This is a genomic window from Sphingobacterium sp. UBA1498 (genome assembly GCF_002325125.1).
Taxonomy (GTDB): domain Bacteria; phylum Bacteroidota; class Bacteroidia; order Sphingobacteriales; family Sphingobacteriaceae; genus Sphingobacterium.
In genome coordinates this window covers 13,135-40,133 of the sequence record NZ_DCRG01000025.1, presented here as the reverse complement: position 1 = coordinate 40,133, position 26,999 = coordinate 13,135, and the positions used below count along the sequence as shown (strand labels likewise).

General features: G+C 39.6%; 21 protein-coding genes and 1 tRNA gene. 13 read left to right on the top strand and 9 right to left on the bottom strand.

Annotation, left to right across the window (positions count from 1 at the left end; genetic code table 11):
* Positions 1-175: 175 nt before the first annotated feature.
* From B3139_RS14810 to B3139_RS14790, 5 genes are all read right to left on the bottom strand, one after another.
* Positions 176-2,218, bottom strand: a complete 2,043-nt coding sequence (locus B3139_RS14810; RefSeq protein WP_293884374.1) for a S9 family peptidase — start codon at positions 2,216-2,218, stop codon at positions 176-178.
* Between the two features lie 161 nt (positions 2,219-2,379).
* Positions 2,380-3,846, bottom strand: coding sequence for a cell envelope integrity protein CreD (gene creD / locus B3139_RS14805; RefSeq protein WP_293884372.1), 1,467 nt, complete (start codon positions 3,844-3,846; stop codon positions 2,380-2,382).
* 4 nt (positions 3,847-3,850) lie between these two features.
* Positions 3,851-4,342: a hypothetical protein gene (locus tag B3139_RS14800; RefSeq protein ID WP_293884370.1), complete on the bottom strand. Its 492-nt coding sequence runs from the start codon at positions 4,340-4,342 to the stop codon at positions 3,851-3,853.
* 51 nt (positions 4,343-4,393) lie between these two features.
* Positions 4,394-4,696, bottom strand: a complete 303-nt coding sequence (locus B3139_RS14795) for a winged helix-turn-helix domain-containing protein (protein WP_293884368.1) — start codon at positions 4,694-4,696, stop codon at positions 4,394-4,396.
* A complete protein-coding gene (locus B3139_RS14790; protein WP_293884366.1) occupies positions 4,693-5,304 on the bottom strand; it encodes a hypothetical protein in 612 nt (203 codons plus the stop codon). The genes B3139_RS14795 and B3139_RS14790 overlap by 4 nt, the downstream gene beginning before the upstream one ends.
* 149 nt (positions 5,305-5,453) lie before the next feature.
* Between B3139_RS14790 and B3139_RS14785 the strand changes: the two genes are divergently transcribed.
* The 3 genes from B3139_RS14785 to B3139_RS14775 all read left to right on the top strand — a co-directional run bounded on the left by B3139_RS14785 (position 5,454) and on the right by B3139_RS14775 (position 7,257).
* Positions 5,454-5,535 (top strand) — tRNA-Leu (locus B3139_RS14785).
* A gap of 68 nt (positions 5,536-5,603) precedes the next feature.
* Positions 5,604-6,929, top strand: coding sequence for a trigger factor (locus tag B3139_RS14780; RefSeq protein WP_209576687.1), 1,326 nt, complete (start codon positions 5,604-5,606; stop codon positions 6,927-6,929).
* Between the two features lie 175 nt (positions 6,930-7,104).
* Complete coding sequence (locus B3139_RS14775) at positions 7,105-7,257, top strand: hypothetical protein (RefSeq protein WP_293884362.1); 153 nt, start codon at positions 7,105-7,107, stop codon at positions 7,255-7,257.
* Between the two features lie 27 nt (positions 7,258-7,284).
* Here the strand turns inward: B3139_RS14775 and B3139_RS14770 are convergent, their stop codons facing one another.
* Positions 7,285-11,664 (bottom strand): translocation/assembly module TamB domain-containing protein, encoded by a 4,380-nt coding sequence (locus tag B3139_RS14770; protein ID WP_293884360.1) that lies wholly within the window; start codon positions 11,662-11,664, stop codon positions 7,285-7,287.
* Between the two features lie 52 nt (positions 11,665-11,716).
* Between B3139_RS14770 and tsaD the strand changes: the two genes are divergently transcribed.
* On the top strand, positions 11,717-12,718 hold the full coding sequence (tsaD, locus tag B3139_RS14765) for a tRNA (adenosine(37)-N6)-threonylcarbamoyltransferase complex transferase subunit TsaD (RefSeq protein WP_293884358.1): 1,002 nt from the start codon (positions 11,717-11,719) through the stop codon (positions 12,716-12,718).
* A gap of 68 nt (positions 12,719-12,786) precedes the next feature.
* Here the strand turns inward: tsaD and B3139_RS14760 are convergent, their stop codons facing one another.
* Positions 12,787-13,608: a hypothetical protein gene (locus tag B3139_RS14760; RefSeq protein WP_293884356.1), complete on the bottom strand. Its 822-nt coding sequence runs from the start codon at positions 13,606-13,608 to the stop codon at positions 12,787-12,789.
* Between the two features lie 72 nt (positions 13,609-13,680).
* Here B3139_RS14760 and B3139_RS14755 point away from each other — a divergent pair, with 72 nt between their 5' ends.
* Together B3139_RS14755 and B3139_RS14750 are read left to right on the top strand one after the other, a co-directional pair.
* Positions 13,681-14,589, top strand: coding sequence for an energy transducer TonB (locus B3139_RS14755; RefSeq protein ID WP_293884354.1), 909 nt, complete (start codon positions 13,681-13,683; stop codon positions 14,587-14,589).
* A gap of 128 nt (positions 14,590-14,717) precedes the next feature.
* Complete coding sequence (locus B3139_RS14750; RefSeq protein ID WP_293884352.1) at positions 14,718-15,224, top strand: hypothetical protein; 507 nt, start codon at positions 14,718-14,720, stop codon at positions 15,222-15,224.
* 82 nt (positions 15,225-15,306) lie between these two features.
* Here the strand turns inward: B3139_RS14750 and B3139_RS14745 are convergent, their stop codons facing one another.
* Both B3139_RS14745 and aspS read right to left on the bottom strand, forming a co-directional pair.
* Positions 15,307-16,695 carry a LutB/LldF family L-lactate oxidation iron-sulfur protein gene (locus B3139_RS14745; RefSeq protein ID WP_293884350.1) on the bottom strand — a complete coding sequence of 463 codons (1,389 nt, stop codon included), beginning with the start codon at positions 16,693-16,695 and terminating at the stop codon, positions 15,307-15,309.
* A 96-nt stretch (positions 16,696-16,791) separates the two neighbouring features.
* Complete coding sequence (gene aspS, locus B3139_RS14740; protein WP_293884348.1) at positions 16,792-18,543, bottom strand: aspartate--tRNA ligase; 1,752 nt, start codon at positions 18,541-18,543, stop codon at positions 16,792-16,794.
* 434 nt (positions 18,544-18,977) lie between these two features.
* On the opposite strand from aspS, the gene mraZ reads away from it, so the two are divergent.
* The 7 genes from mraZ to murD are packed head-to-tail and all read left to right on the top strand — an operon-like array spanning position 18,978 to position 26,998.
* A complete protein-coding gene (gene mraZ, locus B3139_RS14735; protein WP_293884346.1) occupies positions 18,978-19,439 on the top strand; it encodes a division/cell wall cluster transcriptional repressor MraZ in 462 nt (153 codons plus the stop codon).
* Between the two features lie 4 nt (positions 19,440-19,443).
* Entirely contained in the window at positions 19,444-20,358 is a 915-nt protein-coding gene (gene rsmH / locus B3139_RS14730; RefSeq protein ID WP_209576666.1) for a 16S rRNA (cytosine(1402)-N(4))-methyltransferase RsmH, read from the top strand.
* Positions 20,359-20,373: 15 nt separating this feature from the next.
* Positions 20,374-20,787, top strand: coding sequence for an FtsL-like putative cell division protein (locus B3139_RS14725; protein WP_209576664.1), 414 nt, complete (start codon positions 20,374-20,376; stop codon positions 20,785-20,787).
* A gap of 8 nt (positions 20,788-20,795) precedes the next feature.
* Positions 20,796-22,913 (top strand): penicillin-binding protein, encoded by a 2,118-nt coding sequence (locus tag B3139_RS14720; RefSeq protein WP_293884340.1) that lies wholly within the window; start codon positions 20,796-20,798, stop codon positions 22,911-22,913.
* Entirely contained in the window at positions 22,913-24,373 is a 1,461-nt protein-coding gene (locus tag B3139_RS14715) for a UDP-N-acetylmuramoyl-L-alanyl-D-glutamate--2,6-diaminopimelate ligase (protein ID WP_293884338.1), read from the top strand. The genes B3139_RS14720 and B3139_RS14715 overlap by 1 nt, the downstream gene beginning before the upstream one ends.
* A gap of 4 nt (positions 24,374-24,377) precedes the next feature.
* Entirely contained in the window at positions 24,378-25,622 is a 1,245-nt protein-coding gene (mraY, locus tag B3139_RS14710) for a phospho-N-acetylmuramoyl-pentapeptide-transferase (RefSeq protein ID WP_209576658.1), read from the top strand.
* A 2-nt stretch (positions 25,623-25,624) separates the two neighbouring features.
* The gene (gene murD / locus B3139_RS14705) at positions 25,625-26,998 is read left to right on the top strand and encodes a UDP-N-acetylmuramoyl-L-alanine--D-glutamate ligase (RefSeq protein ID WP_209576832.1); all 1,374 of its coding nucleotides are present in this window, start codon (positions 25,625-25,627) and stop codon (positions 26,996-26,998) included.
* Position 26,999 lies beyond the last annotated feature (1 nt).

The window sequence follows — 26,999 nt, the reverse complement described above, 5'->3', positions numbered from 1 at the left end:
CCCTGTTATACCCCTGTTAACCCCCTGTTAACCCCTAGCTAATGTACAAGGTGACATTAATCCATGGTTAATAGGACTAGATACGGTCAATTAGGAATCGAAACAAAAACGCCACGCATGGCGTGGCATTTTTGGTAACAAAATCAGAAGTTGATTGACGATTTCACTTTCCTATCTATAGCGTTTCTTTCAGCCAGTTAAAAAATTCGTTTTGCCAGACCTGTGCATTTTGCCCGGATAGTACCCAGTGATTTTCATCAGGAAGGTAGACTAGACGGCTCTTAATCTTTTTGAGCTGAGCTAATTGGAATGCCGCCAGCCCCTGTCCGATTGGAACACGGTAATCTCTTCCACCTTGAAAGATTAAAATCGGGGTGTGCCAATTATTTGCTTTTTCAATCGGATTGAACGCTGTGTAGGATTTTTCATTTTTGCTATCCCAGTATCCCCCCCCTAATTCATGGTTAGCAAAAAATAGTTCTTCTGTGGTTCCATACCAACTTCTCATATCGAACAAACCATTGTGGGCAATGAAGGTCTTGAAACGGTTTTGGTGTACGCCCGCTAATTGGTAAACAGAATAGCCACCGTAACTGGCTCCAATAGCCGCACGACGTGCGGTATCCACGTAAGATTCTTTGGAGATATCGTCTATGGCTGCTAAGTAATCCCGGATAGGCTGACCGCCCCAGTCTTGAGAAATAGCCTCATTCCATTTTACACCCCAACCAGGCATCCCTCTACGGTTTGGCGCGATCACAATATAACCTTGCGATGCAATTAACTGTAGGTTCCAGCGGAATGAATAAAATTGAGTAAGGGCAGACTGAGGGCCACCTTCACAGTAAAGTATAGTTGGATATTTTTTTTCGGGGTTAAAGTTTGGGGGATAGATGACCCATGAAAATAGATCTGCTCCATCGGATGCCTTGGTGGTACGTTTCTCAATTTTGTTTTCGCTAATATTTGCATACTTAGCATCATTGACTTTGGTGACCGGAGTTAAGGACTTGCTTTTCAGATCAAAACTAAAGATTTCGGTTGCGCGGGTAAATTTTGTTGAACTGACGATCAATTTATCATTTACCTGACCAATAATGCCCGTAATATCAAAGTCGCCTTCCGAAATTTGATGGATCTTAGGTAAGCCTTTTGTTTTGATATTTGTAGGGACTTCAAGTTCAAATAATTGTACGGTGCCTTTCGTAGCAGCGGTGAAATAGATTTTTCGATTGTCATTGCTCCAAATAAAGCTATTGACTGTACCATCCCAATGCGCCGTTAAGTTAAGACGGATTGAACTGTTTTTATCGAATAAGATGATGTTATTTTTGTCCGATTCATAACCATCGGTCTTCATGCTGAGCCAAGTTAGGCTCTTTCCATCGGGAGAATAGGTTGGGGCTGTATCATACCCATTCATTCCTTCTGTCAGGTTGGAAGTCGTTCCGCTGGCGATATCATAGCGATAAATATCGGTATTGGTACTGACGGCATAGTCTGTTCCGAATTTCTTTTTACAGACATACAGCACGGCCTTGCTATCTGGAGACCAGGCAAAATCTTCGGCGCCACCAAATGGTGCTTGCGGGCTATAGAAGGGTTGGTCCTTCAACAGGTCTACCGGCTCACCAACTTTACCATCAACAAAACTCGCTACAAAAGGATGACTGAACTTGCCATCATTGAAGGTGTCCCAATGTCTATAGTCTAAGTTGTCATAGATATAAGCGTCTGATTTTGGTAATTCGGGATATTTGTCTGTGCTGTGGTATTTTTTTACAAGAACGGACTGGCTGAAGAGTATTTGTTTTCCGTCGGGTGAAAACTTAACATTTTCCAATTCCATGTCACCAGACGTCAATTGTACTGCTTCTCCTTTTGACAGATTTTTTTTCCAGAGTTGACCTTTGGACAAGTAGATAACATCGCCATTTTTTTCGATTTGAACCACAGACTCGCCACCTTTCTGATCGGTGAACTGATTAACGGCTCCATTTGTAAGTGAAACCGTATATAGATTTTTTTCACTTGAATTACTTTCCAGGTTATAATTGGAAACACCATACACCAGTGTTTTGCCGTCTGCTGAAAGTCCCTCTGCTGATACACGTCCAAGTTCCCAAAGTGTAGTTGGGTTCATGGGTTGTTTGGAGGTTTGGGCGTTGCTTAAATTGCATGTTATCATTGCTAATGCAAATATTGTAAGTTTTTTCATATTGTTATGCTGAAAAATATCTTTGCAAGTTACAGATTTTGCCAATAAAACTTAAGGAAAGCAAAAAATAGCCATCAATCTGTATGTTAATGGCTATAAAGGGAAATTTTTATTTTTTTAGAAATACTTCGATAAGTACCCAGTATATTTTAAAATGTTGTCTATTGATCTGCATGGTCATTGTCAAATTGATACCAATTTATTTTTGTCGAAACACGCATGAGAATGGCCAGAATAATAAAGATTCCAATAGTTCCGGCGATTAACGAATAATCTCTGAGCTGCATCAATACATAAATAAAGAGATAAAATATGCCTAATATCGAACTGAGAAGCGCTGCGGTCTTCGCATCCTTGGTAATAGCTTTGATAAAACTGCCAATAAGTAAGACTGTCGCCATTGTTGCTGTCACATAAGCCAAATTAAAGCCGATATGTTCTGATAAGGCCAACAGCAAGGTGTAGAAAAGCACCATGGCTGCACCGATTAGTATGTATTGAATGATATGAACTCTTTTTTTCTTGATTACTTCCGTAAATAGGAGTGAAGTAAAGGTAAGGATGATGATCAAAATACCGTATTTGGCAACTCTGGTTGTCTTTTGATAGTTGTTGATGTCGGGTAAAAAATGAATGGTAATCATATCTGTATTGTCCAATAAATTGTTTGCGGAAGTGCCCGGCGGAGTGGTAGTTTGTGGCGTTGTTGGTTCGTTGGTATCGTTGGCGTTTTCTATGTTGGCGTCAAAGCGATAGATGTTGTGAGCGTCACCGACCCATTGTTGTGGAAGTTTGCGGCTGAAAGATGGAATTTCCCAGGATGCGGAAAAATTTGAAGCTTCCGTATTTCGTTTGCTTGGTAGAAACGCACCTGTAAAACTTGGATTAGCCCAGTTTCCTTTTGCTTGGATATTTGTTTGGTCGCTAAGGGGCAAAAAGTTGAGGGACTTCGATCCTTTTAAATCCAGTTTGATCTTGAAATGATTATTATCGTCCTGAGGGGTTAATGGTACAGCACAAACCAAATTTTGATTAAAAAGATTGAGATTATTGAAATCTGGATCGAAAACTATATCCTGACCATCCCAGTTCAATGTTGGGCGCTTTCCGAGTCCTTTAAAATCTTGGATGCCAAAAATAAGCTTACTGCCTTTCCAGTCAATATTTTCGACTGGAATCTCCAGTTTTTCTGGGCTTAATTTGCCAAAATTTCCTTCCACGGTAATGTTGCTGCTGTAAACTACAGAAGTATAAATTCCTCTTGAAAGATGTTGGGGAGAAATAGCTGTAACGATATTGGAAGTTTTAGGTAAGACAAATATCCATTTAGTCTCTTCTCTCAGGTTAGATTTTTCAGTTTTTTCGGCCGATAAAGGGACCGTTTCGCGATAGGGGATGGCAAGTACTGGACTGGACACTACTTGGTCTTTTCCCCAATTGAGGGCGATGCCTCCGGACACTTCCTGTTCCCTTGATTTTCTTTCTTCAATTAAATCACGAATTAATGCAAGAGGGATAAGCAAGATTAAAGAAAGAAATAAGATGACGAATAGTTTTAGTACAGTGGAATTGCTGATTTTCTCAAACAATGAAGAGGGCTCCATTGGAGATGAATTGTTGTTGTCCATGGTTTTAGCTGTTTAGGTTTATTTGAATGTTTTTGCTATACAGTGCGATTTGAAGTTCGGTGAGCTGTAATGTTAACATGTCCTTGAATTCTAAATGATGAAATCGCTGAAGTGTTCGGCCTTTTTGAAAGTTCTTTTTGTAATGACTGAAGTACTCTGGGAACAGTATTCCGCCAATGAGGACCATCCCAAAAAGGTACAAGCTGATCTTTCCATTACCCAATAACAAATACTGCATCGCAATTTCGTCTTGGATTTCTGTTCCAGTTTCGGTCAGAATGTGAAAAACGTCATGATTTTCTAATTTAGGCATCACTTCGAAGCCCTTACTTTCGTAAAAAAGGCCAAGCGAGTGACCAATGCTTCCGACAGGATAATTTAGAAATTCTTCCTTGCGAATTCCCCAAGCCTTTTTATTCCATTTAAAGACTGTCGTATAGATTTTGGAGGACCAGTCGTAGAGGTACAACATGAGCTTTAATCGGATTTTTTTCATATTTATTTTTTTTAAAAGTACTTTGTTTTTCAAAGTATATGGATAAAAAAATTATTTATATTGTTGTTTTATTAAATTTTCTAGTGCAGCAAGGTGATTTTCAAATGCTTTTAGTCCTTTAGCAGTTCTTTTATATCGGGTATTTGGCTTTCGTTCGACAAAGCTTTTCTCGACAACAATATATTCTTCTTTTTCCAACGTTTTCAGATTGGAGGCAAGGTTACCATCCGTTACCTCCAACAATTCTTTCAAAGAATTGAAATCGTACTGCTCATTTGCCGCGAGAACACTCATTATCTGGAGTCGTACTCTGTTTTCAAATATTTTGTCATATAGAGAAAGATCTAATTTCACGATTCGTATTTTTTGTAAACGATAAAACCATAGATGATGTGTAACACACCAAATCCCAATCCCCACAAAAGTAATCCTTTATCCGGAAAAGCTAGCACGATCAGGCCTAGGCAGATTTCTATTATGCCTAGTGCTTTTACTTCGGCAAATGTATAAATACTCCCTGCGGTCAGTGCTAGTCCATAAAATATGAGCAGCATAGCGGCAACCAGCTGGTAGTATCCTTGGATAAAAAACAGCGCCGATACGAAGCCACCTGCAAGCAATGGAATTGAAACTGCAAATAAAAGTGATTTGCTTGTCATGTTCCAAATGGACTGTTTATTTTTTCTCGCCTTTCTACGCGCCATGACAAAACCAGTCACTAAGGATAAGAATAAAATGGTCAGCGCAATGATCAAAAGCACTTGGGATCTTTCCAAATTATTGCCCCCTAATAGCACGGTACTTTGAGGTTGATATATAATATAGTATCCTAATAGTGTTCCCACGAGCGCATAGCAACCCATAAGGACGCCCGATAATCCGCTAATTGAAACAAATTTGGACGATTTTTCCATTAATGATCTGATCTGCCCAAGCTCTTTATATAAATCTTTCTGTTCCATAAAAGTACTTTGATATTCAAAGTAAATGAATAATAATGAATTATGCAAGAGCCTAGGCGAGTATTGAAAAAAAATAAAAAAAAGAGTAGAAAATACTTGCAGGATATACGTTTGGTTTCTATCTTTGTGGCATCAAAAGAAATCCTAATGCGGAAGTGGCGTAATTGGTAGCCGCACCAGACTTAGGATCTGGCGCCGCAAGGCGTGGGGGTTCGAGTCCCTTCTTCCGCACTTGATGTCCTCCCGAACTTAAAACCTCGGGAGGATTTTTTTATGAATGCGATATAGCTAAAAAGAGTATGAATATTTCACACGAGAATGTAGATGCAATCAATGCGGTAGTCAACGTCGCATTAGCACCTGAAGATTATAATCCTCAAGTCGACAAAGAGATTAAAGCGCAAGCTAAAAAAGCAAAATTGCCAGGGTTCCGTCCAGGTCAAGTTCCTGTTGGACATATCAGACGTACTTATGGTAAGTCTATTTTATTTGATGAGGTCAATAAATTAGTGAATGAAAAAATCACCAATTACATTACTGAAAATAAATTAGAAGTTTTAGGTCAGCCACTTCCTTTGGAAGATGACGCGCAGTACAGCTGGGATTATAAAGACAATTTCAACTTTAAATATGAAATTGGTCTTGCTCCGGCGTTTGAATTGCCTTTCACTGCTGAGACTGAATTTACTTCTTACGAAATCAAAGCTGATGAAGAAACATTGGCAGATCGTATCAAGAACTTGCGTCGTAGCTATGGAAAAATGACTAATCCAGAAGTTTCTGAAGAAGGTGATGTATTGTATGCAACATTGAAGCAAGATAAAGAGGATGGTTTAGAGAAAACAACTTCTATACGTACTGATATCGTAGAAGATGCTAAGGTCAAAAAATCATTGGTTGGTCTTAAGAAGGACGATGTTGTTAAGATTGACGTTAAAAAAGCATTTAAAACGGAAGATTTAGCACGGATATTAGGTATTACCGAAGAGGAAGCAACTGCTTTAGACGTAACTAAATTTGAATTGACTGTTAAGAATATCAACCGTTTAGAGGAAGCTGATCTTAATCAGGAATTTTTCGATAAGTTATTCACTGAAGGTGAAGTGACGGAAGAAGCTCAATTCACAGAAAAAGTGAGAGAAGAAGTTGAAAACTTATTCAAACAAAATTCTGATCAAAAGTTACGTAATGACATGTATACTTTTGGTATGGAAAAGGTTGATGTAGCTTTCCCTGAAGAGTTCTTAAAAAGATGGTTGAAAGCAACTAATCCAAGTATTTCTGAAGAAGAATTAAACGAAGGATTTGCCGATTTCTTAAACAACTTGAAATGGACGATCATTGAAAATCGTGTGGTTACAGAAAACGGTCTTGAAGTTAAATATGATGAAGTGATCAATTTAGCGAAGGAACGCATCTATGCGCAGATCAAGATGTATAACATCAATGAAGAGCCTTCTGATGAGCAGTTGAACCAATTTGCAATTCAATTATTGCAAGACCGCGAACAAGGTAATCGTTTGTTTGAAGAAGCTAAAGCTTTGAAGGTATTTGATCACTTGAAGGGTTTAGTTAAATTGAATTCGGAAGAAATCGAATACAAAGAATTCGAGAAATTATCCTAATCGATTTTTAAATAAAAAGGAAGTCCCTTCAATCTACTGAAGGGACTTTTTTTATTTTCATCGCAGCGTGTCCGCAGCTTTTACACTATTTTTTTGTTGTTCAGATCTTCCACAAATCGCTTGAGTCGGCAGTTATATGGAGCTGAAATACAAAAGCGCTGCTGTTGAAATCGAGATGGATTCATGGAATAGGGGACAATGCGGTTGGAATGGAAGTTGGGCTGTTGGAGACGAAAAGAATCCGATTGAGATGGACGAGGTCTGTCTTAGCTTAAAGAGGTATTCCGGAATTGAAAGAGGTTTTCTTGAGTTTGAAGAGACCGGTTGAACTGGCCAAAGAATTATACGGAAAGGGTTAATTGACCTTGCCTTTATTTGTTTCAGTAGGAGTTGTCGTAATCGTTTTCTTGCCAAATGGAAATAGCCGTTTTAAGAACTCGGAGAAGCTGTTGAATTCCTGTCGATACAGTAATCCGAAAGCGCTTATATACTCGCCATCGTTGGGGCTAAGAAGAAAATTTCGGGTGTTTAATCTGTTTGAGGCCCTGAGGACTAAACGGCCATCTTTTCTTAAATAAAACATCGCTTCAGCATCTGTAGAGACCCGATCTGAAAAAACATTTAAATCCGTAAGGGCTTGACTTCTGCGATCCGAGATCCCTCCGGTCAAGACAAGTCTGTCATTAAATAAGCGTAGCGAGGCGGAAGCATCATTTAAAGACTTAATATTAATATCAAAGAAATTGATGTTGAGCGATTGGGCTATAATGTTGTTGATTTGGTTGAATGCTATCTCAGTTCCCGCAGATAACAAAGTATTGTTCACTTCTTTACCGAAGTCAGTTTGTGTGCCAGGGGTAAAACTCCTTCGAACGATCAGACTAAGTGCTTGTTGATTGACATTGTTGGCATCTGAAAAATAACCTTGCAACTCATCCTTAACGCCGGGGTTCTGTGGGAAATTGATGTCGAAGGTGATCTCAGGCTGACTTAATTGACCTTTTAAGATCATGTCGGCCTGTGCCAATACGCGTTCGGGATTTTCTTCACGTCCGGCTGCATTATAAAGCGGTGCTAAGCTCGTTCTTTGTTGATAGATGGCGTTGATATTGATATTGGCTTCTGTGGGATTTCCAGCCCATCGCACTGTTCCACCTTCTTTGAGATCAAAGATTTTATTGATATAATCTTGGGCTGTGAAATTAAATTTTCCACTGTTGATGATAAAATCCCCAAACATTTCAAAATCGCCCAAAGAGGATATTCGCATATTAAGATTGCTATTTCCACGTCCCGATAATTCGCCCATACTGGAGAATAAATTGATCTCTGCATTGGGGTTGATTAGGAGATCCATATTCATAGTCAGACCGTTGAAATCTCGTTTTTTTGTGTTTTTCTTGATTTTTGTGGAGTCTTTCTCGATAAAGTAAATAAAGTCGGTATCTGATATGGTGCTCGCGTTGTTGAAAGGGATATTGATAACAGTATTTTCTTCGGATTTAGCACGGATATTGATATTCATTGCTGAGGTAAGTCCCTTAAACTTGAAATTGCCCGAGGCGTAAGCCGTTCCGTAATATATGTCATTGTCCTTAATTGTGGTATTTAATACTAAAAAATTCTTGGCTTCTGCAGTAATATCTATATCAGGGTCACTTAATTTGTTGAGGTCGACAACCCCATCAATGGTCGCTACATTGTTTTTTGGATCATATACTTTTAATCCTTTTAGAAAGATTCGATTGTTGGTAAGCTCAATTTTATCAGAAAGCCGATAGGGGGTTTTTAGATAATTGATAACCATCGAAGCATTTTCTAATTTGCCGTCGCCTGTAATTTTGGGATTTAGAATGTCACCTTCAATCGTAAGATCTGCGTTCACTTTTCCCTGAATATTGGATACTAAGCTTCTTAAAAATGGCTGAAAAATGAATACATCTGTATTTGCGAGTTTGGCTTTAAGATTAAGCTTATTATTTTCATTTAAGTGATTATAAGAACCTTGTAGCTGAATCAATTTATTACCTTCTTCGATTTTGCTCTCTAGTTTTACGTGTTGATTTTCGGGGTCGTAATTAGCACTAAGCGCCAGTGAACCGATGGGAATATTGTTATAGAGGATAGGAGAAGTCTTTATATTGGCTACAACAAAGGGAGATTTAAACACAGCGTTAACTTCAATATTTCCGTTCATATTTCCGGAGAGATTGATGCCGTAAGGCTTGGTTATACCATTTAAGGAGGTGAGGTTAAAGTCCTGAAATTTGAGATTGATCTGATCACTTTCTTCATTGGAAAGTATACCGTCAATGTGGACCTTTTGGTTATCATGACTTAGCGTTAGTTTTTCAAAGTACCATTTTCCTTTCGATATTTTCAGCTGTGCATCATTATTGACTAGCCAGCTCTCTCTATTGATCAAGATATTCGACGGATAGAAATTGATATAGGCAGGTTTGGCATGAGCAAAACGGATGACTCCATTCAGATCTAGACTGTTGCTTGCCTCTAGTTCCGACATTTTGATGTTGAATTGTAAACTATCGTTTGCCAGCGTGTTTGAAATATTGACGTTTTTAATATAGGTACTGTCGGTAAAGTTAATTCGATCAATGGAGGTTTGCAGTTCCATATTTTTCAAATTGGCATTTTGATCGATAATCAGGTGAGTGAGTCGGATACCATTGTACTTCAATTCAGGCGCGTAAAAATTAAAATTAGCCGTTTGTTTTTCACTTTCAAATTTGGCGTTCAATGTTGCACCACTGTCCAGCGCAATATCTTTTTTAAAGAACGTTGCGATAGGCTTGAAATAAGTAATATTAATATTGAGGTCAAAGTCTTGGCGGTTAAACATGTCCTTCTCAAAACCAATAGCGGGGGCATAGCGCATCGCTAAAGCTTTAAAATAAGGAACTATCGTATTGAGGTCTATTCTTCCTTTGAGATCAATATGTCCGATAGCCGACTGCAAGGTTAACGAGCGTGCATTTTCATCTCCTTCTGCTAGAAAATTGATGTTTCGTATAACAAATTGCCCTTTCGAAGAACTGAAGCTTACACTGTCTGATTTAAACTCACCGGTAATATTATTGATATTGTCCCCAATTAAGCTTGTATGGAATTTTGTGTTCTTAATGTTGATGGAATCCCCTTGAAAGAAGTTGATTTTTTTTAGATTAGCTTGCTGAATATCAGCATCTAGATGATAATTGGGTTTGGCGGACCAATCAATATCTGTTGTAAACTGTAATTTTAAATTTGGATCGGATATACTTCCGGATCCGACGAAAAGTTTCTTTTCTGTTTTTCCCTCAATCTGTACATCTTGATAGCTGTAATTCTTAAAGTTGAAATTTGTCAAATTACCTTTTATCATCAAAGCTAGCATTTTGGGATCAGTACCTGCTCCGTCTACTTGTAGATTGAACCCTGTTGTTCCTAAATCTTTTACTTTTGTAATCGCTCCTACATCGAATTTTTTCGATTGGAAGCTACCTGCATATTTGGTTTCTTTCTGGATATCCAGCAATCCATCCGCTGTAACATCACCAATATCGGTCGTGAAAATTCCCTTTGTTTTAAATTTATTGTACAGTCCATGTAGACTTCCTTTGAAAGAAAATCTATTGAAAAGCTGAACAATTTCCGGGAGTTTAAAGTTTTTTAGATTTCCTAAATCGGCAATAACCCGATTTAAGTCTTGATATTCGGATGAAATTGCTACCTGTGGAATGATGAAATCTGTTTTATCGATGTCAGGTAGTCCAATAATTTGTAGATCACCTGCTAAGCTTGTCTTCTTACCGATTGTTAAATCGACCTGACTGGCGTTGATTGCCGATACCGTACCTTCCAAATTTGCTTTTTTAATATGGACATCAAACTGGACCTGGTGCATGGGGGAGGAGAAGAAAGCAATGTCTTCGGAATGAATACGTGAATCTCGCGCTCGAAGTTGTATGTGAACCTTATTGATGAAGTCTGAAAAGTCGTCAAAGCTTTTATAACTAAGTTTAATATAATTCTTAAATGTAGAACGGTTGGTTGCCAACATCAGTTCACTGAGTTCAATAGCCGTATTGCTTATCGTCGTACGTGCAAGAAGACCTTTAATAACCAATCCTTTCTTTTCATGCAGATTAAAGGTCTTAATATCTGCTGAAAATTGATTGGAATCCATTTTAATATTATCAAGATGAGCGTTTAATTTGGAGATTCCTAAATCTCCAAAATCGACCACTTTATTGTAATGCTTGCGTTTGTGGTCAGTGTAGTTGAACGCATTGTTTTTGATGATAACTTCTTTGATCGCAAAGATGAGTTTTTTTGAACTTTTCTTTTTTTCTTTTTTTGGTGGGTTGAAATACCGAATTAAGAATGAAATATTACTGCTGTCCTGAAATTGTTCAAAGGAAGCTTCAGTATCTTCAATTGTTAATTTATTGATTACAATCTTGTTCGACTCAATGAACTCAGAGAGGTTGACATTAGCTTCTAGCTTGCCTGAATGTACTATTTTTTTTCCTTGCGGACTATAGAGTTGAAAATCTTCTACTACAATAGATTTGAAGGGCTTAAAATAGATGCTCTTGAGACTTATTTTGGTATTTAGTTCCTTTGATAAATAGTCTACAGCTTTTTGTGCAACATAGTTTTGTACGGGCTTCAACTGCAGGGACAATGCCAATGCAAGCAGTATAATGACTATACTACCCAGGACTATTGACACTATTTTAATTATTTTTTTGATACTTTTGTATTAAAATTTATTACCTCCAGCTATGGCTATTATTTTAGGGATCGAATCCTCTTGTGATGAAACCTCCGCTTCTATCTGTATAAACGGTGAAATTCGCTCAAATGTTATCGCCACTCAGGCAATCCACGCGAAATACGGTGGAGTAGTTCCCGAGTTGGCTTCTCGCGCTCATCAACAAAATATTATTCCAACAGTGGACGAAGCCATTCGCCAAGCAAAAGTAAGCAAAAATCAAATAGATGCAGTGAGTTTTACACGGGGGCCGGGATTATTAGGTGCACTTTTGGTAGGAACGTCTTTTGCTAAGTCATTTGCACTTGCGCAAAATATTCCTTTAATTGATATAAACCATATGCAGGCGCATATTTTAGCTCATTTTATTGAAGATCCGAAGCCAAACTTTCCTTTTTTATGTCTTACAGTTTCTGGTGGTCATACACAAATTGTATTGGTGAAAGATTATTTTGAAATGGAACTTTTGGGGGAGACATTGGATGACGCAGCGGGGGAGGCTTTTGATAAGACCGCTAAAATCTTAAATCTTCCTTATCCGGGTGGACCGCTTATAGATAAATATTCCAAAGGTGGAAATCCGACCGCTTATAGGCTTCCTGAGCCACAAATCCCAGGTTTAAATTTCAGTTTTTCAGGATTGAAAACGGCAATACTCTATTTGGTTCAAGACCAATTGAAGCTGAATCCAGATTTTCTGACAGACAATATGGCCGACCTGTGTGCCAGTGTGCAATCGCGTATTGTATCTATTCTGTTGAATAAATTAAAGAAAGCGGCAAAGGAAACTGGTGTAATGGATATCGCTATCGCAGGGGGTGTTTCGGCTAATTCTGGTCTCCGACAGAGCTTGATTGAAATGGGTGAAAAATACAATTGGAGGGTATTCATACCAAAATTTGAATATTGTACGGATAATGCAGCGATGATTGCGATTGCGGGTTACCATAAATTTTTAAAGAAAGATTTTGTGGGTCAGGATGTGGCTCCTATGGCTAGAATGCATCTATAATCAAGTAGGTCTTTCAAGTTTCCCACGGCAATTTCATTGGTCATGGGAAACTTAGTATAGTTACTATCTTATAATGGCGAACTATATCCATAGGCTTGTGCTGCCGAGGTAAATACGTTTTTCTTAGGCTGGTAGAAATTCAGTTCATAACCTTCAGCTCCCCAAAAGATACTGATAAAACTGATCCCTTGTGCTGATCGTAATACTGTTAGTATGTGAAAAGCATCGTTGTCAAATTGGCCGCCGTCATCAACACGCCAGGTACTGATGTCATCATACAAGGCTGGAAAATCCAAATTGATCAACTCTTCGTCCTTGGCGTACGAAAATACGGCTAAGGCAGAGTCTTGTTGATTTTCAAAAACCGTAAGATTAAACTCCGAATGATCGCTGAGTATCGCTATGGTTGTGCTTTTGTTAATCTTTCTGTTGTATTTTTTTTCAAGTTGCTCCCTAATATTTGTGGAAGTTTCTCTTTGAACTTGTGTAAACTTCTCGATTTTATACTGATCTATAAAAGCCTTGTTGACCAGCATACCAAATTCACCGGATTTAATTGCAGCGCTAATTTTAAATAATGAACCTTCACTATTTGCAAAGTTCTGTGCGGTCTGTCTACCGTTGCTCCCCTTACTATCTGTTTTATTCTCAACAAACTCAAGGGGGCTGACTTGGTCTTCTACGATAACATAATTATATTTTTCGGGACTTTCCATTGCCTGATCCATCGGAAGAGCGATAAGTGAGTCCCTTTGCTGGTTTAAAAAACCAAAGTATGGTGAAATTGTTTCTTCCGTATTTTCATGCTTAATTGCAGTCTTGGATTGATGTTGGTTGTTGCCACAAGCATATACTGTAAGTAGAATAATAGCTAAAAAAAATGACTTCATAAGCATCTATATTTTTTTTGTGAAATATAAGGCTTTCGTGCATCATAATGAAAAGATTTAAACTTTAATATTATGATGAACTCCAAATTGAATATTTACCGCAAAGAATGGCTGGATGTTATTTTTGCTGGTCGTAACAAAATGTACGGCGCTTACGAATTGCGAAATCTCTCTGATAAAGCAACGAATGTGGGTTTGGGAATTGTGGTTTCTTTTGCAGTTTTGCTGATCGCAGGATCCTATGCATATAATACATATTTTAAGCAAACTGTTCCGGCCGTGATTTATACAGTAAAAGATATTGGACCCGACATGCTGGAAGAAATTCAAAAGAAGGTAGAGGAGAAAGAAGAGGTTCCTGAAGAACCTGTCATGATGCAGGAGAAGGCCCCGCAGCAAGTTGCCCAAGATGTATCCAAATTTGATCTGGTTAGAATGCCTGATATAAAAGTGGCCAAAGCAAATCAAGTTACGGAAGAACTTGTGAGTCAGGATGAACTGAAGAATCCCAATACGATGACTTCAAGGATTACATTGAAGGCAAGTCCATCGGGTACATATATTGCGCGCGGTGAATTTGGTTCTTCGAAAAGAGATGGTGATATTACTGGCTCCGGGATTGGTTCGGTATCCGGCGGTGGAACTGATGGTGATGCTAACAATACATTTACATCGGTGGAGATTATGCCAATACCTGTAGGAGGGCTGCCCGCGTTTATGAAATGGATTGCCGAGAATTATAACTTTCCGCAACAGGCTTTAGATCAAGGGGTTTCTGGTGTTATAGAGGTTTCTTTTGTCGTTGAGAAAGATGGGTCATTGACAGATATTGCTGTCAAACGTGATATGAAATTTGGTACCGGGGAGGCTGCTATAAACTTATTGAAGAAAGCGAAAAAATGGAAACCTGGTGTACAGAATGGACTTAAAGTGCGTGTGGCATATACGTTACCGATCCGTTTAAGTGCTGTAAGCCAATAAGCTCTTCTTAACTTTATTTAACAAATCATCAATTAAACTTTTGATAGCCGATACGGCTCTTACTAATAAATAAGTTGAAAAAGAGTACTTATTAAAAAAATGATTGTTGGTTTTAAAAAAATAAAGAAATGAAAAAATTGATGTTAAGTTTGGCTTTATCTGGATTGATGTTAGCCGGTTTCGCTCAAGAAAAAAAAGATGTTAAACCAGAATTGAAAGAAATGCAAACTTCCATGCATAAACATAAAAGCGGAAGGATGCAAGATGGTTTTAAAAATAAAACTCCTGAGGAAGTAGCTAAGATGAAAACTGATCGCATGGATCAAAAGCTGAAATTTACGGATAAACAGCGTAAGGATATCTATGCATTTCATTTGAAGAAAGCACAGGATCATCAAAAAATGGCCGCTGAACGAAAGGATCATCGTGCAAAAATGAAAAAGCAACGTGTGGCGGAACATGAAAAAATGATGGGAATGTTAACCCCAGAGCAACAAAAAACGTTAAAAGATTCTTACGCTGAAAATCGAAAAATGCACAAAGAGCATTGGAAAAAAGACAGACAGCTCAAAAGAAAAGACGTTAAAAAAGGAGAACTGAATAAAACAAATGACGCCGACGTAAAAGCATCATAAACATTAAACAAGGATAGTTTTCATATTAAATATTGGTGAGTGTTAGTAGAGGAGGGAACCGTTGGTTCCCTCTTTCTTTTTTTTACTCTTTATTTTTTTGTTGTTCTTTCCACTGTTTGGAGAATGATTTTTCTGACAACTTAGGTAATTCACGCTGATGCCCCCATGTTTTCTGAAAGAATTTTCGGATGAAAAAATTTTTGAATTTTCCACCGAAAAAATCGACCAATTTTCTCCGCATAATTCCATAAGTGAACCATTGCCAGGCTTTTTGTTCCGTTTTTGAAGCTAGACCTTGATCAACTGAATCTTTTCTGTTCACAAGAAGCATACGTTGTATGTCAATACCTACCGGACAGACCTCAGTACATTTTCCACAGAGTGTAGAGGCGTAGCTCAGGTGTTTAAATTCCTTCATCCCATTTAAATGAGGTGATATGAGTGATCCAATTGGGCCTTGATAAGTTGTTTCATAAGTATGGCCACCGATGTTCTGATAGATTGGGCATACATTCAGACAGGCACCGCAACGGATGCAATATAAGCCCTGACGCTGTTCTTTCTGAGCGAGAAGTTTGCTGCGGCCATTGTCTAGCAGAATGACAAACATCTCTTCGGGACCGTCAGATTCGTAAGCCTGTTTAGGCCCGGTAAGTAGTGTATTGTAAACCGTTAAATTCTGACCAGTACCGTGTGTAGATAAAAGCGGCCAAAAGATGTCTAAATCTTTTAGGTTGGGAATTATTTTTTCTATTCCAACTACAGCGATATGTGTTTTCGGGAACGTCGATGTCAATCGGGCATTTCCTTCATTTTCAGTAATCGCTAGGCTACCAGTTTCAGCGATCAGAAAATTGGCTCCTGTAATTCCGACTTCTGCTGATAAGTAGCGATCACGAAGTAGTTCACGCGCCTTCATTGTCAGTTGCTCTGCGGAAGCATCCAATGGAGTGTCAAATTTTTCATGGAAAAGCTTAGCAATATCTTCCAGGCTCAAGTGCATGGCTGGGGTAACAAAGTGATAGGGTTTTTGATCGAGCAGCTGTATAATATATTCGCCCAGATCGGTTTCTATTGCATCAATATTTTTGGAAGCCAGAAAATGGTTAAGCTCAATCTCTTCTGTTGCCATCGATTTAGACTTGACTACAGACTTTGCCTTTTTACGCTGAATGATCGCATAGATCTCTTCCAACGCTTCTGTGGCGTCGTTTGCCCAGATGACTTTTCCACCTCGGGCAGTGAAATTGGCTTCAAACTGCAACAGGTAGCGGTCGAGATTTTCCATGACCTTCCACTTAATCAAATTGGCTTTTATCTTGCTATTTTCAAGATCTGCAAATTTACTCTTGCCTTTTTCGAAAGCCATGCTGTATTTGTCGATATTGTAATTGATAATATCGCGGTGTTTGGTGTCAAATGCTTTTTGCGCACTTTCCTTTATAAATGCATTAGCGGTACTCTCTGCCATCTAATCTGCTGGTTTTTCACAAAAAAAAGTTGGTAAAAATTACCAACTTTTAAATATACTGTTAATAAATTGTTTCTCGAAAATCGAGGTAAAAATTTATGCTTTTATCGCAATATTTAAGCTGAGCTCGTCCAACTGTTCTTGGTGGATGGTTGACGGTGCATCAATCATAACATCTCTTCCTGAATTGTTTTTCGGGAAGGCGATGACATCGCGGATGGTATCTAAGCCTGCCAATAAAGATACTAGTCGGTCAAAGCCAAAAGCGAGTCCGCCGTGTGGGGGAGCGCCATAGGTAAAGGCCTCCATCAGGAAGCCGAACTGTTTTTTTGCTTCTTCAGAGCTAAACCCTAAATGTTTGAACATGAGTGATTGAAGTTCTCTGTCGTGGATACGGATTGATCCCCCACCGACTTCTACGCCATTTAATACAAAGTCATAGGCATTTGCTCTCACTTCTCCAGGATTGGTATCCAAAAGCGGAATATCTTCTGGTTTGGGTGAAGTGAACGGGTGATGCATGGCGTGATAACGACCGTTTTCTTCGTCCCATTCCAATAGCGGGAAGTCAACGACCCAAAGCGGTGCGTAGGTTTCTTTATTACGGAAACCTAATTGTGCAGCAACTTCAAGGCGTAGTTCATTGAGTTGTTTGCGCACTTTGTCTGTTCCCCCAGCCATAATTAACAATAGGTCGCCAGGTTTCGCGTGGAACGCATCTGCAATTGCTGACAGCTGTTCTGGCGTGAAAAACTTATCCACAGAGGACTTTACTGAGCCATCTTCATTGACACGAGCATAGACCAATCCAGTTGCACCGATCTGTGGACGTTTGATGAATTCTGTCAGTGCATCCAATTGTTTCCTGGTGTAATGGGCACAGTTTTCAACATTTATCCCTACCACTAATTCTGCGGCATCAAATACGGGGAAACCTTTCCCTTTGGCCACGTCGTTTAGTTCGACAAACTGCATTCCGAATCGGATATCTGGTTTGTCAGATCCGTAGAGCCGCATGGCGTCTGCGTATGTCATGCGTGGAACGTTACCTAGATCAAAACCTTTAATTGTTTTGAAGATATGTTTTGCAAGCCCTTCGAAGATATTTAAAACATCTTCTTGCTCTACAAAGGACATTTCGCAATCTATTTGCGTGAATTCTGGTTGGCGGTCTGCACGTAGATCTTCATCGCGGAAGCATTTTACAATTTGAAAATAGCGGTCGAAACCTGAGACCATCAAGAGTTGCTTGAAGGTTTGAGGTGATTGCGGTAAGGCATAAAATTCTCCAGGATTCATCCGAGAAGGGACGACAAAGTCACGTGCTCCCTCGGGAGTTGATTTAATTAGATAAGGGGTCTCAACTTCCAGAAAATTTTGGGAGTCAAGATAACGGCGGATCTCTTGTGAAGTTTTATGGCGTAAAATAAGGTTTTCGCGTACTGGGTTACGGCGTAAATCCAGGTATCTGAACTTCATTCGAATATCATCGCCACCATCTGTTTCATCTTCTATGGTAAAAGGAGGTAATTTAGCGGCATTTAGTATTTCAAGATTTAAAACCTTGATTTCAATATCTCCAGTGGGGATTTTAGCATTTTTATTCGAGCGTTCGATAACCTCTCCAGTTACCTTGATGACATATTCTCTTCCGAGTTCACGGGCACTGGCGCGTAAAGACGCATCATCATCTGCATTGAACGTTAATTGTGTGATACCATATCGGTCTCTAACATCGATGAAAGTCATACCGCCTAAATCGCGGGATTTTTGAACCCATCCACTTAGGGTAACCGTCTTCCCTAAGTCAGCTAGTGTTAATTCTCCACAAGTGTGTGTTCTGTGCATATCGTTATGAAAATTATATTTGACGCAAAATTATTGGTTTTACTCGACAATAACGAATTCTACTTTGGTTATTTGAACGACCTTCTCCCACTTTCTTCCACAATACTCTATGGTCTTTTTTATGGCTCCCACTTTATCCCCTTTTTACTAAAAAAGTGGTTGAAATTAAGTTGATAGGTCTAGAATTTTTACAATTCATTTCTAATTTTTTGGCGAAAAGTATGGAAAATAAACTGTTCTATCGCATGGGATTTTATAAGTTAATAGGGGTTTAACTGCTTGTAAATTAGGTTTTGCAGGATTTTTTATTTAAAGGATATTTTGTTTGTTGTAGCTATTTATCGATGTGGAAAACTTTTTTATGTTATAAAGTGGGGGAAAGTGGGAGAAAGTGTATACTTTTACATTTAAATTAGAATAGGATAATTGACGATATGACTCAGTTAATCGGTGAATTTGAATGCAAGTTAGACGCCAAAGGAAGAATGGTGTTGCCAGCTGCGCTCAAGAGGCAAATGCCTCATGTAGAGCGGGATGGTCTTGTTGTGAATCGCGGTTTTGAGAAACATCTGGTTTTTTATCCACGGGAAGAATGGGATTTGATGACAGCTAAACTGGCGAAATTAAATCAATTCGATCCCAAGGTTCGTGCGTTTGTGCGTGCTTTTACACGCGGTGCAACCGAATTAACTTTGGATGCTGCAGGTCGTGTTTTGTTGCCGAAAAGCTTGTTGGAGTTTGCGGGTATACATGCCGAATTGGTTTTGGCCTGTCAGTTTAATAAGATTGAGGTTTGGTCTAAGGAAGGGTATGAGGAGTTGATGAGCGACGGTGGTGTGGAGGATATATCATCTTTGGCGGCAGAGGTAATGGGAGATATTAATTTTGGATTATAAGCGTATGGAAAATGTCTATCATGTTCCGGTCATGTTACAAGAATGCTTGGATGCGTTGGCGATTAAGCCGAATGGCGTCTATGTGGATGTGACTTTTGGTGGTGGTGGTCATTCTCGCGAGATTTTAAAGAGATTGGGGCCAGAAGGGAAGCTGTTTGCTTTTGATCAGGATCCGGATGCCTTGAAGAATGCAATCGACGATCCTCGCTTCACATTGATACATCAGAACTTTAGGTTTTTAAAGAATAGCCTTCGTTTGGAAGGTGTGCGTGCAGTAGATGGGATTTTGGCAGATTTAGGAGTTTCTTCACATCAATTTGATGCTGCGGACCGTGGTTTTTCTATTCGCTTTGATGCGGATCTGGATATGCGTATGGATCAGGTTGGTGATCTAGATGCGAAGTCACTCTTAGCCACCTATGCAGAGGAAGATCTCCATCGCATTTTTGGTATGTACGGAGAGATCATGAATGCTAAATCGCTTGCGAAAACAATTGTTACGGCGCGTTTGGTTCAACCGATTCAAACTGTTTCAGAATTAAAAGAGGTGATTCAACGGATGGTTCCGAAGGGTAAGGAACATAAGTATCATGCGCAGGTGTTTCAGGCGCTTCGTATCGAGGTGAATCGTGAGTTGGATGCTTTACAGGAATTTTTGTTGCAGACGGTGGACGTGCTCAACGTGGGTGGGCGATTGGTTGTTATGTCCTATCATTCTTTGGAAGATCGTTTGGTTAAAAATTTTATGGCCAAAGGTAAGTTCAAAGGAGAGGTTGAGAAAGATTTTTTTGGAAATGAAATTAAGCCATTTCTTGTGGTTAGCCGTAAAGCGATTACGGCTTCTGCAGAGGAACTGGCTTTAAATAATAGATCGCGCAGTGCGAAACTGCGCATTGCTGAAAAGTTGGGTGTGTCTTAAAAATGGAGCGAGAGGATGAGCAGAAATACGATAAGACAGAAAGAGTTGAGTGAAGAAGTTCAAGAGGAACTGCAAGAAACTGTCGAAGAAAAGGCCGAACAAACAGAAGCGTTTATTAAAACGCTTTTTACCGTTGGAGACCTTTCGTTAAACAGAATATTGCATTACTTGCCATTTGGAGCATTTATAGCCTTTCTGATGCTATTGTATATTTCCAATCGTCATTTTGCCGAGCGAACTATTCGGAGTATCGATAAAGTGAGTAAAGAGGTGAAAGAATTGGGGTGGGATCATAAGTCTCTCTCTGCTGAACTGATGAAAATGTCTACACAAACAGAAATTGCTAAGCGTGTGGATTCTTTGGGTTTGAAAGAGCGAGTGGAGCCACCGATCAAGATCGAAGTTATAGAGAATAAAGAAGATAAATAGGAAGAGTTATGAGTATCAGAAATACGATTCTTGTTCGTGTCTACTTTGCTTTTGGGCTTATCGTGTTGCTTGCGTTTTTGGTGTTTGGAAAAATGGCAAAGTTGCAGTATGTCGATGGACAGCATTGGAAAGCTTTAGCGGATAGCCTTTCTATTCAGGAACGGGAGGTGGAAGCTGCTCGTGGGAATATTTATTCGAATGACGGGAGTTTGCTGGCTACTTCAGTGCCTGAATATGAGCTTCGTTTTGATGCTATGGCTATTCCGGAGGAGGATGAAGAGTATTTCAACTTAAAAGTTGACTCCTTGGCGATTAAGCTTGCTGATTTCTTTAAAGATAAATCATCTCGGCAGTATTTGACATTATTAAAGCAAGCACGGAATAAAAAGCAGCGCTATTTGTTGCTTAAACGTAATGTGTCGCATCAGGATTTGAAACGTGTAAAGCAATTTCCTCTGCTTAAATCTGCTCGCGTCAATAAGGAGCGTTTTCCAAGTTGTTTGATTACAGATCGCCAAAACAAACGTATTTTGCCTTTTGTCAATCTTGCTGCAAGAACCATCGGTTATAAAAATGTGAAAGAAAATATTCATGTTGGACTGGAAGGTGCATATGGAGAATATATCGACGGAAAAAGTGGGAAAAGATTGATGCAGCGCATCGCAGGAGGTGTATGGATTCCTGTCAACAAAGATATCGAGGTTGCTCCAGTTGATGGGTCTGATATTATCTCTACCATTGATGTAAATATGCAGGATATGGCGCAAAGGGCGCTAGAGAAGCAGATGATTACGAGTAATGCGGATGAGGGCTGTGTTGTGATGATGGAGGTGAAAACAGGGGAAGTGCGAGCGGTGGCCAACTTTATGCGTGATAAGGATGGAGTCTATCGTGAAAAGTTCAATCTTGCCATTGCGCAGAGTGCGGATCCGGGGTCAACATTTAAGTTAGCTTCTTATTTAGCTTTGATTGATGATAAAAAAATAGATTCGAGCACAACTGTGAATATTGGTAATGGTAATTGGCCAATTTACAAACATACCATTCGGGATTCACATGCGCCCAAGAAGTCGATAATTTCGGCTAAAAGGGCTTTTGAGGAATCGTCGAATGTGGGCGTTACTAAATTTGTTTACCAAGCCTATAAAGATAATCCAGATCAATTTACCTCGAAGCTGCATTCTTTCGGTTTCGGGAAAACATTAGGTCTACAGATTCCGGGAGAAGGGGTGCCTCTGGTAAAATCGTCGAAGAGTAAGAGCTGGAGTGGATTGTCTTTGGTACAGATGGCTTATGGCTATGAAATGAAGATTACCCCGTTGCAAACGTTGACGTTTTATAATGCTGTTGCGAATAACGGTAAATTGATAGCGCCACTCTTTGTTAAGGAAATTAGGCATTTGGGGAATACGATTCAAACGTTTAAGGCTAAAGTCCTCAACGAAAAGATAGCGTCGGACCATGCTTTATCAGAAGTGAGGGGAATGATGGAAGGGGTGATGATTGAAGGGACGGGTAAAAGCGTAGCTAGCCCGCTGTATAGTTCTGGTGGAAAAACTGGTACGGCGCAGATGGCAGATGGTTCGAGAGGATATGGTGCGAGACGCTACCAATCTTCCTTTGCAGGATATTTTCCAGCTGAGGATCCGAAATATTCCATCATTGTGGTGATCCGTAACCCGAGAAATGGATATTATGGCGGATCAGTTGCGGGGCCTGTCTTTAAAGAGCTTGCCGATATGGTGTACGCGAACGATATGGAGATGAAAGGAAAAAAGACGTTTAAAGCGGTCAATGTAGGTGGAAGAATGCCGTTGACTTTACAGGGGTCGAGAGAAGCGAGTAAAAAAGTGTACGATAGATTGGGGATTAATACGGTCAATTGGGATACAATTGCACGGGGAGAAGTGGATACGTCTACGCGGGGAGTGCCATTTGTAGATTTGAAATATAGAGAAGGAATTGTTCCGAATGTTGTTGGAATGGGATTGATGGATGCCTTATATGTGGTAGAAAATGCAGGCTTTAAAGCGCGCGTGACTGGAAAAGGGAGAGTGGCGATGCAGTCACTCGTAGCTGGACAGAAACTGCCTTTTGGGACGGGGATAAATTTAGAACTTAAGTAATGATGGATTTAAAAAAAGTATTGCATGCCATCCCTGTTCAGCAGGTTGTGGGTAACCTTGAAGAGGTTGATGTGCACTCTTTGTGCTTTGATTCCAGAAAAGTAACGTTGGGAAGTCTGTTTATCGCTGTGAGAGGTGTGCAAACGGATGGTCATCTATTTGTAGAGAGGGCAATTACTTCGGGAGCAAGAGCAGTTATTGTAGAGCAGTTGCCAGAAGATATATTGGACTCTGTAGCGTATATTTTAGTCGCCGATTCTGCTTATGCACTAGGTGTAGCCGCAGCTAATTTTTACGGAAATCCTTCGGAAAAACTTAAGTTGGTCGGTGTTACAGGAACGAATGGTAAAACGACAGTTGCTACATTGTTGTTTCAGTTGTTTACTGAATTGGGGTACCATGTGGGGCTGTTATCTACCGTGCAAAATCAGATCGGAACGAAGATTATACCGGCTACGCATACGACCCCAGATCCTATTCAACTGAATCAGTTGCTGCATGATATGGTTAATGATGGCTGTGATTATGCCTTTATGGAAGTTAGCTCACACGCTGTAGTTCAGGAACGTATCGCAGGTTTAGTGTTTGCGGGTGCTATATTCACGAATATTACGCATGATCACCTGGATTTTCATGGAACGTTCGATAATTATATTAAGGCAAAAAAGAAGTTCTTTGACGATTTAGATGCAAATGCTTTTGCTTTGACCAATGCGGACGATCGAAACGGTCAGGTCATGCTTCAAAATACGGTGGCACATCGGAAAAGCTATGGCTTACGTTCGGGGGCAGATTTTAAAGCAAAGGTTATTGAAAGCCATTTCGATGGTATGCTGATGAGTGTTGACGGACAGGAAGTGTGGGTAAAATTGACCGGTGATTTTAATGCATACAATCTTTTGGCGGTATATACTGCTGCTATCTTACTTGAACAGGAAACTGTGAAAGTGTTGACTGCACTCAGCACGTTGAAAGGTGCAGAAGGAAGGTTTGAAACACTGAAATCGGCTACGGGCATTTTTGGAATTGTAGACTATGCACACACGCCTGATGCTGTGGAAAATGTACTCAAAACGATCAGCGCTCTGAGACGGCCAGAACAAAAAATCATTACAGTCTTAGGGTGTGGAGGCGATCGGGATAAGACCAAAAGGCCTGAAATGGCGGAGGCGGCCTTACGTTACAGTGATCGCTTTTTGATTACATCCGATAATCCGCGCACCGAGGATCCATACCAGATTATTAAAGATATTGAAGCGGGCGTGCTGGAGGATCAAAAGTCGAAGACGCTCTCAATAGCCGATCGTAAGGAAGCGATAAGGGTGGCTTATCAGCTGGCGAACCCGGGCGATATTATCCTGGTGGCGGGAAAAGGACATGAAAAGTATCAGGATATAAATGGTGTGAAGCATCATTTCGATGATAAGGAAGTTTTAGAGAATACATTTAACGAAAAATAGAAATATGTTGTACCATCTTTTTACGTGGCTTAGTGAATACATTCATATACCAGGAGGAGGTTTGTTTCAGTACATCTCCTTCCGTACATCTATGGCTGTCATTGTTTCATTGATCATTACCACGGTTTTTGGGGGGAAATTGATTCAATTCTTACACAATAAGCAAGTTGGAGAGACAATTCGTGATTTGGGACTGGAGGGAGAAAAAAAGAAAGCTGGTACACCGACTATGGGGGGAATTATTATTATCGCAGGTATTCTTATTCCCACTTTGTTATTTGCAAAATTGACGAATATCTATGTGATTATCATGATAGTAACTACATTATGGATGGGAGCAATTGGTTTTTTGGATGATTATATCAAGGTTTTTAGAAATAATAAAGAAGGTCTGGCTGGTAAGTTTAAGGTCGTTGGACAAGTTGGATTGGGAGCGATTATTGCTTGTACGATGTACTTTCATCCTGATATTGTTGTTCGAAAAGGGGTAGATAAACCTACGTCCACCAAACCCGTTGAGGTGGTTATCAACGAAGGCACTGGGGAGAAGACCTATGCAGAAAACGTTAAATCTTCGAAGACAAATATTCCGTTTTATAAAAACAACGAGTTTGATTATGCCAAAGTGTTTAAGATGTTTGGATTGCAAAGTGACTATTTAACTTTTTTTGTTTTTTTAGTTGTGGTAATCTTCATCGTAACGGCAGTATCAAACGGTGCAAATATCACGGATGGCATTGATGGTCTGGCCACGAGTACTTCAGCTATAATTGGTGTCACGCTAGCGATTCTAGCGTATGTGTCTGGTAACGTGATTTTTTCAGATTACCTCAATATTATGTATATCCCCAATTCGGGTGAGCTCGTCATTTTTGCTGGGGCATTCGTAGGGGCCTGTGTCGGATTCTTGTGGTATAATACGTACCCAGCTCAGGTTTTTATGGGGGATACAGGCAGTTTGGCGATCGGTGGTATTATTGCTGCTTTTGCTATCCTGATCCGGAAAGAATTGTTGATTCCGATTTTATGCGGTGTATTTCTTTTAGAGAATGTTTCGGTTATTCTTCAGGTGTCGTATTTCAAATACACAAAAAAGAAATATGGTGAGGGGAGAAGAATCTTCCTGATGTCGCCATTGCATCACCATTTTCAGAAGAAGGGCTATCACGAAGCGAAAATAGTAACACGTTTTGTCATTGTAGGAATTATATTGGCTATTCTTACTATCGTAACATTGAAAATTAGATAATGATGTCAAATATTGCAACAACATATTATCCTCAATCTGGAAGTTTGGTCATTTTAGGCGCAGGCGAAAGTGGCGTTGGAACGGCGATTCTCGGAAAAGAAAAGGGATTTGATGTATTTGTGTCAGATAAAGGGCTTATAGCGGATCATTATAAGGAACAGTTGAAAGCTGAGGGAATAGCATTTGAAGAAGGTAATCATGATGAGGAGCGTATATTGAAAGCTGCTTTAGTTGTGAAGAGTCCTGGTATTCCGGAGCATGTGCCTTTGGTGGTCGCATTGAAAGCAAAGAATACCCCTGTAATTGCTGAAATCGAGTTTGCAGCACAATATACAGATGCAAAGTTAATTTGTATTACTGGATCAAATGGGAAATCGACGACCACCATGTTAACCTATGAGATCCTTAAACGTGGGGGCTTAAATGTTGGATTGGCGGGTAACATCGGGAAAAGTTTTGCATTACAAGTAGCTAAAGAAAAGTTTGATTGCTATGTACTGGAAATATCGAGCTTTATGTTAGACGATATGTACCACTTTAGGGCCGATGTTGCTGTTATACTGAATATTACTCCTGATCATTTGGATCGATACGATCATAAAATGGAGAATTATGTGGATTCAAAATTCAGGATGATTCAAAATCAAACAGAGAAAGATTATTTTATATACTGTCTGGACGATCCGGAAACTATTAAAGGATTGGAAAGACATCATAGTAAAGGGACTTACTTACCTTTTACGCAAGAGCAACTTGTCGAATTGGGCGCTTATTTGAATGCCAATAAGACAATAATTATCAATACACCAAATAACGATACATTCACTATGAGAGCTGAGGAATTGTCATTGCAGGGGAAGCATAATATTTATAATAGCATGGCTTCCGGGCTAATCGCGAAAGTGCAGGAATTGAGAAATCAAGTGATGAAGGAGAGTATGGGATCGTATGTGAACATTCCACATCGGCTTGAGCATGTGGCCTGTATCGGCGGTATAAATTACATTAACGATTCAAAGGCAACGAATGTCAATTCAGTCTGGTATGCGCTGGAAAGTTTCTCTACACCAATCGTGTTGTTATTGGGTGGGGTAGATAAAGGAAATGATTACGGTATGCTCGCTGATTTGGTTAAAGACAAAGTACGCGCTATTGTTTGTTTGGGAAAAGATACAGCTGCGATTCATAAGGCATTTGAACATGATGTGGAGATTATTGTAAATAGTACATCCATGCAAGATGCGGTTGTGTTGTCTTCGCATTTAGCTCAAAAAGGGGATACGGTATTGCTATCTCCCGCATGTGCTAGTTTTGATTGGTTCAAGAACTATGAAGACCGTGGCGATAAATTTAAGGCTGCTGTCATGGAATTATAAA